Source organism: Corynebacterium sp. HMSC11E11, assembly GCF_001807025.1.
Taxonomy (GTDB): domain Bacteria; phylum Actinomycetota; class Actinomycetes; order Mycobacteriales; family Mycobacteriaceae; genus Corynebacterium; species Corynebacterium freneyi.
Map to the genome: position 1 here is coordinate 1 of NZ_KV787141.1, position 12,733 is coordinate 12,733.

Genomic DNA, 12,733 nt, shown 5'->3' on the forward strand with positions numbered 1-12,733 from the left:
GCCCGAGGCCGGCGATCGGCCGATCGGCGGGGTCATCTCCGATGCGGCGATCCGCGCCAGTGCGGTGGCCGTCGCCGATTCCTCCGTCGCCGCGGGGATGCCCACGTGGGTCGGCGAGTTCCGTCCGGGCGAGGGCACCGGCATCGGGCCCGACGGGCGCGTCACCGACGGTGCCCCGCATTGCGTCGATCTTCCCCGGTTCTTCGGCCGCGAGGACGGGCACCCGTTCCACGGTGAAGTCGTGTCGTTCATTCGCACCGGCGACCCGGGGTGGCCCCGTTATTCACCGCCGGAGCGCACGGGGCGCATCTGGTACGGCGGAGGGCACCTCGCCGTCGAGGCCGACGAGCCCGATCCGTGGGGCGGGGTCCGGAGAATGTTCAGTCGCCGGTGACGGCCGGGTGATCGACGCGAGGCGATATCAGCCCGAGGCGATGTCAGCGCGAGGCGATGAGGTACTCGCCGAAATACGGAAGGGCGAATTCCAGTCGTCCGTGCTTCGGTGCTCGGACCAACTCACGTTCGAGCAGCCGTGCCCGTCGCGGTGACAGCCCCTGGGGAGTGAAGCCGAGGCGGGCCGCGACCTCGCCGGTCGCGACGGAATCCTCGCCAGTTTCGGCCATGATGTCCGCCATCGCCTCCAGCACGACGCGTTCACCGTCGGGGACACCGCTCATGGATGGTTTGTGCACCTGGATTCCCATTCGCTCGATGGCCCGGTCGCGAATCGCCGCGATGTCGGCTGACGTGATCGCCGACTTGTCGTCGAGGGAGGCCCGCGCCCATGCGAGCGAGCCGACCAGCTGAATGAGATACGGGTAACCGCGGGAAATGTCCGCGGCGTCCGATGCCGCCCGTTGGTCCATCGGCTTTCCTCCGTCTGCCGACGTCCGAACCAGCGCATCGACGGCTGCGGCACGATCCACCGGACCCAGTTCGAGACGTTCGGCTCGCCGGAGGAACGTGGTTCCCTCGAGCTGGAGCAGTTGATCGATGCCATGGGGCAGCCCGGCGGCGGCGAAGGCGACGTCGAAGTCGTCGCGGACGAGGTCCTGGTAGGCGATCGCCAATCGTTTCATTGCATCGGGGGCGGCGCTCTGGGCCTCGTCGAGGGTGATGAGCAACCCGGTCCCACGGGGCCGGAGGAGGGCGGAAACCTCGCGCAAACGCCCGATGAGGGTCGGCGCCGGGCGGTCGTCCACGGGCGCCGACAAACTGATCGAACCGATGCCGCCGATCGACGCGCCGGTCACCGCACGGCGGGGCGGTTCATCGGCGAGGTCGGAGATCAAGGCGGGAAGCGTCGAGTGGACGAGATCGTCGATGAGCGACTCCCCCACGTGCACTCGCGCGATCACCCACCCCCGCCCACGCGCGACGTCTTCGAGTTCGTTGAGCAAGACCGTCTTGCCGATGCCCCTCGCCCCGCTGACGAGGATCGCCCGATACGGGCTGCCGGGTCCTTCCGCCAAGGCGAGCTCAAAATCCGCCAACAACCGGTCACGTCCCGCCAACACGTGGGGCGATACCCCGAAAGTCGGTCGGAACGGATTTCGGGGGCGCGGCGGGGTCGTCATGTCGGAGTTCCTTTCACCGAATGTGCACGACGAATCCGGTCTTCGGCGGCCCGGATCCTCATCGCCGCACCGTACATGACGGTTGAGATTTGTTAGATCTCTTAGATGCTCTGAACGAGTTTAGACTTGTTAGACCCGATAGATTTGTTAGATCTACCCGAGCTCGTTAGATCTCGGCGATCCGGTCAGATGCCGACTTCCAGGACGATCTGCAGGATCTGCCAGCACACCAACAGGGTGATCAACGTGATCAGCACCGCCCACACCGCGCGGTACTTCATGAACAGATTGTCGCCGTGGGGATCGTCGTCGTGGCCGGCGCCGCGCTGGTCCAACGGTCGCGGGTCGGGGCTTCCGTCCCACTGGCCCCGCGGTTCGGGGTCACCGTCCCAACGGGGATCGAACTGGTCGTCTCGTCGCTGCGGTTCCATGCCCCCATCATGCCGAAAGCCGGTGGACTCCACCGCGCCTTCTTCGCCCGTCGGGAATCCGCCACGGCTGCTAGCGTCAGCTCCATGGCGCTCGACCTGTTGGATCCCGACTGCCCCCACCTGACCCCCGTTTCCCCGAAACTCGCCACGTTGCGCCGAATGATGGCGTCGGTCTGGCTGCTTCCGCCGCTTCTCGTGTCGGTCGTCCTCGCCTTGCTGTTGCACCCGCTGTGGTGGTTCATCGCCGGCGTGTTCGCGGTGATTCTCCTCTGGGTTTTCTGGCTCATCGGCCGTCAGGTGTCGGCCCACCGGTACCTGGAGGACTCGGAGGACATGATCATCGCCAGCGGCCGCTGGTGGCGGTCGGTGACGGTCGTCCCCTACGGGCGCATCCAGTTCATCGACATCGACGAAAGCCCGCTGCTGCGGTTGTTCGGCTTGGCGACGGTCAAGCTCAACACCGCTTCGGCCACCTCGGACGCGCAGCTGACCGGGCTTCCCCGCGCGGAGGCCCGGGCCCTGCGCGAACGGCTGTCCGGCCGTGCCCGCGAGAGGATGGCCGGGTTGTGACGGCGCCCATCGGTCCGGGCCGCCACCGCGTCCACCCGCTCACTCCCCTGTTGTCGGCCGGCCGCTTCCTGGCGGCGGCACTTGTGGTCGCCGTCTTCAACATCATCCAGCAGGGGACGTTCCCCCGGTCCGTGGCGGACGCGTTCACGGACGGCGGGGCGACCGCATGGCTGGTGGTGACGGGCGTGGCGATCGCCGTCGTCGTCATCACCGTGATCCTGGCCTGGGTGTCGTGGCGGTACCGCTTCTACGAGCTCGCCGACGACGAAATCCGCATCGGTTCGGGATGGCTCGTCAGGTCGCGGCGCTCGGCGCGGTTCGACCGGGTTCAGGCCGTCGACGTCAATCAACCGTTGTTGGCGCGGTTGGTGGGCCTGGGCGAAGTGAAGGTGGAGACGGCCGGCGGCGGCGATTCCGACCTGACCATCCGCTACCTCGGCCTCGACGACTGCCGGGCTCTGCGCTCCGCCGTCCTCGAAGCGAAACGGGAAACCGAGAATCCCGGTGGCCCGGCAGTCCAGGAACCGGACGCCGGGGACACGAACGGCTGGGGCACCGTCCCCGTCCCCGATTCGACCGTGGCGATCCACGGCCCGGTGTCGCCGCTGCGCCTCCTGGGTTCGGTGATCATCGGCCCGGGCCTGCTCCTGCTCGTCGGCCTTCCCGTCGTCTTCGGCGCAGCCACCGTCGCCGTCGCCGCCTTCGGTCTGGGCAACGGCATCTCCGTCGGGGAAGCCCTCGCCATGACGGTCGGGGCGATCGCGGGCACGTCGTTCGTCGGCGTCGGTATTTTCCTCATGGGCCTGGTGGCGTCGATGTGGCAGGGATGGAATCAATTCCACGGCTTCACGCTGTCGGCCGACGACCGGCGGGGACGTCTGCACGTCAGCGCCGGACTGACTTCCACGCGCCGCCAGACCATCCCCGTCCGCCGCATCCATGCCCTGGCGATCATCGAACCGGCCTGGTGGCGGCCGCTGCACTGGGCGAAGGTGCGCATCAACGTCGCGGGTTACGCCGGCGAAGGCGCCAACGTGTCCACCACCCTCCTGCCGGTGGCCTCCCTCGCCGAAGCCGACGGCGTCGTCGACGGCGTCATCGGCCGCATCACCGGTCTGCGCCACCAGCCGTCCGAAGCCCGGTGGGCGTCGCCGAAACGCTCCGTCTGGCTGTCGCCCATCGACTGGCGCAACCAGGTCGTGCGCATCACGCCGCGGGCGTTGGTGGTCACCTCCGGGCGTCTGCGCCGATACCGCGCGGTCATCCCCTGGTCCCGCATCCAGGGCCACACGCTGCTGCAGGGGCCCATGTCGCGGGCGCTGTCGCTGGTCGACGTGCGCATCGACCTCGTCGGCGGCCCCGTCTCCGTCACCGCGACGCAACTCGCGCCGGACGATGCGGCGCGGCTCATGAGGGTCCTCGACGAAAGGCGCGGCGCGTAGTCGTCGTCAAGCGACGAAAACCCGGGCCCCTGCCGATGCGGGGACCGACGCCGCGAAACCGGACACCCCGCCCCGGCCGGCAGCCGGGAATCGGAGGGGCCCGACGACGATCGACTGCACGATGACCGGCGTTTCCCTACCCTGGCGACCATGCATGACTGGTACCGAAGCGCGGTGTTCTACGAGGTTCTCGTGCGCGCGTTCAACGACTCGGACAACAACGGTTCGGGCGACCTGAACGGGCTGCGGGACAAACTCGACTACCTGCAGTGGCTCGGCGTGGACTGCCTGTGGCTCCCGCCGTTCTACGACTCGCCCCTGCGCGACGGCGGGTACGACATCCGCGACTTCCGTGCCGTGCTGCCCGAATTCGGCACCGTCGACGACTTCCGCCTGCTGCTGGAGGAAGCCCACGCCCGCGGCATCCGCGTGATCACCGACCTGGTGATGAACCACACCTCCGACACCCACGAATGGTTCCAACAGTCCCGCATGGACCCCGACGGACCCTACGGCGACTTCTACGTCTGGACCGACGACCCCGACACGTACTCGGGCGCGCGCATCATCTTCGTCGACACCGAAGACTCCAACTGGACCTACGACCCGGTGCGCGGCCAGTACTACTGGCACCGCTTCTTCTCCCACCAGCCGGACCTCAACTACGACAACCCGGCCGTGCAGGAGGCGATGATCGACGTCCTGCGGTTCTGGTCCGACCTCGGCATCGACGGCTTCCGACTCGACGCCGTGCCGTACCTCTTCGAACGCGAGGGCACCAACTGCGAAAACCTGCCCGAAACGCACGCGTTCCTGAAGAAGTGCCGCGCCATCATGGACGAGGAATACCCGGGCTGCGTTCTGCTCGCCGAGGCCAACCAGTGGCCCGAGGACGTCGTCGAATACTTCGGCGACCCGGAAGTCGGCGGCGACGAGTGCCACATGGCGTTCCACTTCCCGCTGATGCCGCGCATCTTCATGGCCGTGCGCCGGGAGTCGCGGTTCCCCATCTCGGAGATCCTCGACTCGACGCCGGACATTCCGTCGTCGGCGCAGTGGGGCATCTTCCTGCGCAACCACGACGAACTGACCCTGGAAATGGTCACCGACGCCGAGCGCGACTTCATGTACGCCGAGTACGCGAAAGACCCGCGGATGAAGGCGAACATCGGCATTCGCCGTCGCCTGGCGCCGCTGCTGGAAAACGACCGCAATCAGCTGGAGCTGTTCAACGCCCTGCTGCTGTCGCTGCCCGGTTCGCCGGTGCTGTACTACGGCGACGAGATCGGCATGGGCGACAACATCTGGCTCGGCGACCGCGACGCGGTGCGCACCCCGATGCAGTGGTCCCCGGACCGCAACGCGGGGTTTTCCCGCTGCGACCCGGGCAGGCTGTACCTGCCGACCATCCAGGACCCGACGTACGGCTACCAGGCCATCAACGTCGAAAGCCAGATGAGCTCGTCGAATTCGCTGCTCAACTGGGTGCGGCGGATGGTGCAGGTGCGCAAGAAGTACCGGGCGTTCGGCCTCGGCGATTTCCGGGAGCTCGACAACGGCAACCCGTCGGTGCTGACGTACCTGCGCGAGCATGACGACGAGCGACTGTTGTGCGTCAACAACCTGTCCAAGTACCCGCAGGCCGTGGAGCTGGACCTGTCCGAATTCGCCGGGGCCACCCCGGTGGAGCTGACCGGTTCCGTGCCGTTTCCGGAAATCGGCGCGGATTCGTACCAGGTCACGCTGCCGGGCCATGGCTTCTACTGGTTCGAGCTGCTGGACCCGCCGGAGGCCCCGACCGTCGCGGAATCGTCGTCGGCGCCGACGGTGCCGGTGGCGCAGGCGATTTCCGACGCACCGGTGGCGGCGACGGCCGACACGTCCGATGATTCCGATGAACGAGAGGCGAATCGATGAACGACAACGTCAGTGCAACCCCGATCAATGGCGGTGCGGCAGGTGGTCCCGGAGCCTCCGCAGGTGGTTCCTCCGGCCCCGTGTCGCTTCCCGACGTCGACCTGATCGCCTCCGAGCTGACCCGCACCCTGCCGACGCAGCGTTTTTTCGCGGACAAGGCCGCCGGCATCGACCGTCTGGAAGTGCTGGTGCAGGCCCCGGTCGTACGCGGCGACGCCGATGCCCCGGACGTGGACGTGCTGTTCGTGAGGGTCCACTCCGGCGACGCCTCTCCGGCGTACCTGTTGCCGATCGCGTGGGGTGACGCCTTGCCCGCGGCCGGGGAGGATGCGCTGCTGGTCGCCGGCGAGGGCGTGATCGGCTACGACGCGCTCGTCGATCCGGCGGCGGTGACGGCGTTGGGCCGGGTGTTGGCCGCCGACGGTGCGTTGGGCCCGATGGAGCTCAAGCGGGTTCCGGGCGCGGAGCTGGCCGTGCCGGAGAAGGGCCGCCCGATGGGCGTGGAGCAGTCCAACACGTCGGTGATTTTCGACGACGAGGTGATGGTGAAGTTCTTCCGTCGCCTGCACCCGGGCACGAACGCCGACGTGGAGTTGCTGGCGGCGTTGTCGGCGGCGGATTGTTCGTCGGTTCCGCATTTGTTCGGCTGGGTCGAGCTGGTGGTCGACGGCGAGGCGTACACGACGGCGATGCTGCAGCAGTTCGTGCCGAATTCCGCCGATGGCTGGTCGATGGCGTTGACGTCGGTGCGCGACATCATCCGCGAGGGGGATCTGCAGCCGGAGGATCTGGGCACCGATTTCGGCGTCGAGTCCGCGGCGTTGGGTGCGGCGGTGGCGGAGGTCCACGACATGTTGGCGGCGACGTTGCCGGTGCGGCGTCGGATGTCGGGCGAGGAGCTCGTCGCGCCGATGCGGGAGCGGCTGCGGCATGTGGCGGGGATCGTCCCCCAGGTCAATGAGCTTTACGACGCCGCCGAGGCGGTGTTCGCGAAGGCCGCCGCGTCGGTGGGGTCGGATGGTGTTCCGGTGCAGCGCATCCACGGTGACCTGCATTTGGGGCAGGTGTTGCGCACGCCGCGGCATTGGCTGCTCATCGATTTCGAGGGCGAACCGTCGCGTCCGTGGGATGAGCGTCGTCTGCCGGATCATCCGATGCGCGATGTGGCGGGCATGGTGCGGTCGTTCGATTACGCGGCGCATTACCCGTTGCTGACGGGCCGCGAGGATTCGCGCCAGCAGCGGTACCGCGTCGGCGAGTGGGCGCAGCGCAACGTCGGGGCGTTCCTGGACGGGTATGCGTCGACGTCGGGCCGGGATCCGCGTGACGACGCCGCCGTGCTCGACGCTTTCATCTTGGACAAGGCGATTTACGAGTGCCTGTACGAGGCGCAGAACCGTCCCGGTTGGCTCGAGCTGCCGTTGGCGGCGGTGTCGCGGCTGCTTGACACCGAATAGACCGCTTGGTCTATAGTGGCGGCAGGTCCAGAGTTGCGGCGGGTTTCACATGGCCCCGGGACGTCATCGCCGCACGGCAACCGCGGTTCGAGCCTCGGTGCCTTCCCGGGAAGACCGGCCACCGCCGACATCTCCGGCGGTCGGAAGAACTCGACCGGGAGGATCCCCAGCCATGCGCACGACCCACACCGTTTCCGGCTCCGACGCCGCGATCGCGACCATTGCCGCCACCGCGCCCGACGTCCCCGACGCCGTGAACGAGACGCCCGACTCCGCCACCGACATCCATCGCCTCCGCTTCGCCGCCACGTGGCACCGACGCGCCACGGCGAACGACTCGTACGGCGGGGCGTCGTCAAGCGATCCGGCCCTGCGACCCGCCTACCCCGCGCCGGCGGCGGCCCCCGACGCCCCGCCCGCCGATGCGCTGCACACGGCCGTGGATTCGCTGACCGACACCGGCGACGGGGAAACCCTCATCTTGCGTGATGCCGCCGGCCGCCGCCTGCATTTCTTCCGTGAGGGCCTGTTCCGATGGTCGACGCGCACCGCAGCCGAGGTGGTCGCCGCCGCCGACGTCGCGCCCGGCCCCGCCCCGCGCCGTCTGTGGGTGCGCCACCCCGGCAACGGAACGTGGTGGACGGATACGGCCGTGTGCCATTTCATCGACTGACCGCTCCCGGCGCCGATGCCCGGCGCCCTCATGTCCGACCACCCCGACGCTGAGCAGCGGCCACACCGGGCCGCGATACGTCAGCGGCCACTGACGTATGTTATGGTCAGCATATGCTGACCATTGCCTCTCGTCTCGACGTGATGCATCGCCTCGGCCGCGCCATGGCCGATTCGACGCGATCGCGCATCCTCATGGCCCTCCTCGACGGCCCCGCCTACACCGGCGCCCTGGCCGACGAGTTGGAGCTGACCCGCACCAACGTCTCCAACCACCTGGCGTGCCTGAAGGACTGCGGCATCGTCTTCGCCACTCCGGAAGGCCGCCGTACCCGATACGACATCGCGGACCCGCACCTGCGCAAAGCACTCAACGATCTCCTGGACGTCACGCTCGCCGTCGACTCCGACGCCCCGTGCCTCGACCCGTCCTGCCAGGTGGAGGGCTGCTGCAACGCGAGCGCCACCGCCCACGCCGACGTCGACCCCGAGACCGTGCCCGCACTCGAGGAGACCGTCCGATGACCTCGGCCTGCGGCTGCTCGCACGACGCCCCCGAGCCCACGGACTTCTCCGAGCCGGAGGCCCCGCCGACGCCGTGGTGGCGCGATCGGGAGGTGCTCGTCCCGGTGTTCTCCGGCGTCGCGCTGGTCGCGGCGTTCCTGATTGGCCTCGCGGCCCCCGACGCCGCCGAATCCGCCTCGGAGACGACGCTGGGCGGCGCATGGACGCTGCCCGAATCGACCGCCGGCATCGTGTCGCTGGTCCTGTATTGGGTGGCGCTTCTGCTCGGCGCGTCGACGTTCGTGCCCGGCGCGCTGACCGGACTGTTCCGGCACGGGCGTCTCGGCATCGGCCTGCTCATGACCATCAGCGCCATCGGCGCCGTCATCCTCGGCTACGTTGCCGAGGCCGCGGCCCTGGCGTTCCTGTACTCGATCTCGGAGGCTCTCGAGGACAAGGCGATGGACCGCGCCCACCGCGGTCTGCGGTCGCTGTTGTCGCTCATCCCCGATACCGCGACCGTCGTCGATCCGGATTGCGGGTCGCGCCGCACGATTCCGGCGCGCGAGATCCGTCCCGGCATGCGGTTGACGGTGCCCGCGGGTGGGCGGGTGCCCACGGATTCTTTGCTTGACGACGCCCGCGCCACGGTGGATTCGTCGGCCGTGACGGGAGAGTCGATTCCCGTCGAGGTGTCCGCCGGCGGGGAAGTGCTCGCCGGGGTCATCGCGGTCGGCGCCCCGATGACGGTGACGGCGACCGCACCCGGCGACGACAACTCCCTGACCGCCGTGGTGCGCCTGGTCGAGGACGCCCAGGCGGAGAAGGGAGAGCGGGCGCGCATCGCCGACCGCATCGCCCGGCCGCTGGTGCCCGGGGTGCTCGTGCTCGCCGCGGTGGTGGCGTGCGCCGGTTCGCTGTTCGGCGACCCGGTCGAGTGGATCACCCGCGCCCTCGTGGTCCTGGTGGCGGCCTCCCCGTGCGCGTTGGCGATATCCGTTCCGGTGACCGTCATTTCGGCGATCGGCGCGGCCAGCCGTTTCGGGGTGGTGGTCAAGTCCGGCGCCGCGTTCGAACGCCTCGGCGCGATTGAGCGGGTGGCCATCGACAAGACCGGCACCCTGACCCGCAACGACCCGACGGTCACCGAGGTCGTCGTCGCCGATGGAGCGGCATCGCGCGGCCACGACGCGGGCGACGTCCTCGACTGGGCCGCGGCCCTGGAGCACGATTCCACGCATCCGCTGGCCACCGCGATCATCGCCGGGGCGCGGGATCGACGCGATCGGAAGACGTCGGGGCGGGCTGATTCGCCGGCGGATACGGCGGTCGCCGACGGTGCCGTTCCCGTCGCCGTGGACGTCGCCGAACAACCGGGCATCGGGTTGAGCGGAACCGTCGGCGGGGCGCGGATTTCCGTGGGCAATCCCCGCAGCCTCGACCCCGGCGTGTTGGCCGACGACGTCGAGCGGCTGGAGGCGGCGGGCAACACCGCCGTCGTCGTCCACCGCGACGGCGCACCGGTCGGGGTCATCGCCGTGCGCGACGAACTGCGCCCCGAGGCCGCCGACGCCATCGCGGCGTTGCGGGAGGCGGGCATGGACGTCGTCATGCTCACCGGCGACAATCGCCGCACCGCACGCGCCCTGGCGGCCTCGGCGGGAATCGACGACGTCCGCGCCGAGCTGTCGCCGCGGGACAAGGCCGACGCGATCGCGGGCATGGGCGGGCACGTGGCCATGATCGGCGACGGCGTCAACGACGCCCCGGCGCTGGCCTCCGCCGACGTCGGCATCGCCATGGGCGCCACGGGTTCCGACGCCGCGGTGGAATCGGCCGACGTCGCATTCACCGGCCACGACCTTCGTCTGCTCCCCCGCGCCCTGGACCACGCCCGCCGGGGTCGGCGGATCATGGAGCAGAACATCGCCCTGTCGCTGCTCATCATCGCCGGGCTGCTGCCGTTGGCGCTGTTCGGCGTGCTCGGCCTGGCGTCGGTGGTGTTCATCCACGAAGTCGCCGAGATCGTCGTCATCCTCAACGGCCTGCGGGCGGCGCGGGCGAAGGCCTGATATTCCCCCTCTGCCCCGCCGCCCCGCCCCGCCACGTCGAGGGGAATAGTCTTCACCGCCGCGGGGTTGCATGGAATCGGTGCGCCGCCTCCAGCCTCGACCGGTGACCCCGGTCGATCCGGGCGCCCGCACCGGTTCGTCCCACCCCGACAGGAGACCCGACCATGCAGTACCTCGCCCGAATCCTCGGCACGACGAAAGTGCTGTGGCCGTTTTACGTGGGCATCGTCGTCAGCTCGATCGGCACCGCGATCGCCGCGCTGGTCAGCCCCTTCCTGATCCGCAACGCCACCGACGCCATCGTCGACGCCGTCGGCGCGGGCGACCCGGACACCGTGGCGCGGGCGGTGACCACCATCATCTGGCTGTCCATCGGCCTGCTCGTCGCCGATCTGGTGCAGACCATCGTGCACAACATCGGCGGCTATCTCGGCGACGTGATGACCGCGCGAATGCGGGAGATCCTGTCCACCCGCTACTTCGCCAAACTCCTGTCGTTGCCCCAGCGCTATTTCGACGACCAGGTCACGGGCACCATCATCGCCCGCCTGGAACGATCGATCACCAACGTCACGCAGTTCCTGCAGTCGTTTTCCAACAACTTCTTCCCCATGCTCCTCACCGTCTTCGCGGTGCTGGGCATCACGGGCTGGCATCACTGGCCGCTGGCGTTGCTGCTGGCGGCGGTGTTCCCCACGTACATGTGGCTGACGGCGCTGACGTCGAAGCGGTGGCAGAAGATCGAGGGCAAGAAGAACGCCCGCGTCGACGTCGCCGGCGGCCGGTTCGCCGAGGTCGTCGGCCAAGTGAAGGTCGTCCGCTCGTACACCGCGGAAACCCGCGAGGTCCGCGACTTCGCCGCCCATTACGACGCCACGGTCGACCTCACCCGCGAGCAGTCCACGTGGTGGCACCGGATGGACGCGCTGCGCGGCGGCATCCTCAACGTCATCTTCTTCGGCATCTACCTGCTGCTGTTCCTGCGCACGCTCCACGGCGATTTCTCCATCGGCACGATGGTCATGCTCATCCAGCTGGTGAACATGGCCCGCCAACCGGCGACGATGATGAGCTTCCTCGTCGACTCCGCCCAGCGCGCCATCGCGGGCTCCCGCGACTACTTCGACGTCATGGCCCTGGAATCCGAGGAGTCCGCACCGAAGGAACTCATCGCCGCCGCCACCACCGACGGCGGTGCAGTCTCCCCCGCGGGCTCGTCGTCACGCGAAACCGACCGTGGGGCGACCGCGGACGGCACGGTTGCCGCGGCACCCGCGAGGCGCCTGACGCCGCCGCACGACGGCTCGCCGGTCATCGAACTCGACGACGTCACCTTCGCCTACGACGAGGGCAACCCGGTGCTTCGGGGCGTGACTTTCCGGGCCGGGCGCGGCGAAAAGGTCGCGTTGGTCGGCGAGTCCGGCGGCGGCAAGTCGACGTTGGTCAACCTCATCCTCGGCTTCTATCGGCCCGCCGGCGGCACGCTGTCGGTGTGCGGCGCCGACGTCCGCGACGTCGACATGGACGAGCTGCGCAACTCCATCGGAGTGGTGTTCCAGGATGCGGCGCTGTTTTCCGGCACCATCCGCGAGAACATCGCCTACGGCCGCCCGGACGCCACCGATTCCGAGATCGAGGACGCCGCCCGCCGCGCCAACGCCGACGGGTTCATCCGCCGCTTCCCCGACGGGTACGACACCACCATCGGCGAGCGCGGCCTGAAGCTGTCCGGCGGGCAGAAGCAGCGCGTGGCCATCGCGCGGGCGATTCTCAAGGACGCGCCGGTGCTGCTTCTCGACGAGGCCACGTCCGCCCTGGACACCAAGGCCGAGCGTGAGGTGCAGCGGGGCTTGGAGCAGCTGATGGAGGGCCGGACGACCATCATCATCGCGCATCGCCTGTCGACGATTTCGAACGTGGACACCGTCGTGACGCTGGATCGGGGGCGCGTCGACGAGGTCGGCTCGCCGGCCGAGTTGGCGGTGTCCGGCGGCATTTACGCGGAGTTGCTGAAGCTCACCGCGTCGGCGTCGGCGGCCGACCGCAAGCGGCTGAAGAAGTACGGCCTGGAGGTCTGACCCGCGGCGCCGG

General features: G+C 69.0%; 10 protein-coding genes, 1 pseudogene and 1 riboswitch. Of the genes and pseudogenes, 9 read left to right on the plus strand and 2 right to left on the minus strand.

The features are described from left to right. A pseudogene (locus tag HMPREF3121_RS12615) lies at positions 1-394 on the plus strand (carboxylesterase); the annotation flags it as partial. A 43-nt stretch (positions 395-437) separates the two neighbouring features. Here HMPREF3121_RS12615 and HMPREF3121_RS06825 read toward each other — a convergent pair. Both HMPREF3121_RS06825 and HMPREF3121_RS06830 read right to left on the minus strand, forming a co-directional pair. Further along, positions 438-1,577, minus strand: coding sequence for an AAA family ATPase (locus HMPREF3121_RS06825; protein WP_070521375.1), 1,140 nt, complete (start codon positions 1,575-1,577; stop codon positions 438-440). Between the two features lie 185 nt (positions 1,578-1,762). After that, positions 1,763-2,008 carry a hypothetical protein gene (locus HMPREF3121_RS06830; RefSeq protein ID WP_070521378.1) on the minus strand — a complete coding sequence of 82 codons (246 nt, stop codon included), beginning with the start codon at positions 2,006-2,008 and terminating at the stop codon, positions 1,763-1,765. Positions 2,009-2,092: 84 nt separating this feature from the next. Here HMPREF3121_RS06830 and HMPREF3121_RS06835 point away from each other — a divergent pair, with 84 nt between their 5' ends. From HMPREF3121_RS06835 to HMPREF3121_RS06870, 8 genes are all read left to right on the plus strand, one after another. Then, positions 2,093-2,578 (plus strand): PH domain-containing protein, encoded by a 486-nt coding sequence (locus HMPREF3121_RS06835; protein ID WP_070521381.1) that lies wholly within the window; start codon positions 2,093-2,095, stop codon positions 2,576-2,578. After that, positions 2,575-4,020, plus strand: a complete 1,446-nt coding sequence (locus HMPREF3121_RS06840; protein ID WP_070521382.1) for a PH domain-containing protein — start codon at positions 2,575-2,577, stop codon at positions 4,018-4,020. Before HMPREF3121_RS06835 ends, HMPREF3121_RS06840 begins: the two co-directional genes overlap by 4 nt. A gap of 150 nt (positions 4,021-4,170) precedes the next feature. Continuing rightward, positions 4,171-5,937, plus strand: coding sequence for a maltose alpha-D-glucosyltransferase (treS, locus tag HMPREF3121_RS06845; RefSeq protein WP_070521385.1), 1,767 nt, complete (start codon positions 4,171-4,173; stop codon positions 5,935-5,937). Further along, the gene (locus HMPREF3121_RS06850) at positions 5,934-7,394 is read left to right on the plus strand and encodes a maltokinase N-terminal cap-like domain-containing protein (RefSeq protein ID WP_246816094.1); all 1,461 of its coding nucleotides are present in this window, start codon (positions 5,934-5,936) and stop codon (positions 7,392-7,394) included. The genes treS and HMPREF3121_RS06850 overlap by 4 nt, the downstream gene beginning before the upstream one ends. Positions 7,395-7,418: 24 nt before the next feature. Next, positions 7,419-7,549: riboswitch (SAM riboswitch) on the plus strand. A 17-nt stretch (positions 7,550-7,566) separates the two neighbouring features. Next, entirely contained in the window at positions 7,567-8,067 is a 501-nt protein-coding gene (locus HMPREF3121_RS06855; RefSeq protein ID WP_070521392.1) for a hypothetical protein, read from the plus strand. A 113-nt stretch (positions 8,068-8,180) separates the two neighbouring features. Beyond that, complete coding sequence (locus HMPREF3121_RS06860; RefSeq protein WP_070521394.1) at positions 8,181-8,591, plus strand: Cd(II)/Pb(II)-sensing metalloregulatory transcriptional regulator CmtR; 411 nt, start codon at positions 8,181-8,183, stop codon at positions 8,589-8,591. Then, a complete protein-coding gene (locus HMPREF3121_RS06865; protein WP_070521397.1) occupies positions 8,588-10,642 on the plus strand; it encodes a heavy metal translocating P-type ATPase in 2,055 nt (684 codons plus the stop codon). Before HMPREF3121_RS06860 ends, HMPREF3121_RS06865 begins: the two co-directional genes overlap by 4 nt. Positions 10,643-10,806: 164 nt before the next feature. Beyond that, a complete protein-coding gene (locus HMPREF3121_RS06870; protein WP_070521400.1) occupies positions 10,807-12,720 on the plus strand; it encodes an ABC transporter ATP-binding protein in 1,914 nt (637 codons plus the stop codon). Positions 12,721-12,733: the final 13 nt, after the last annotated feature.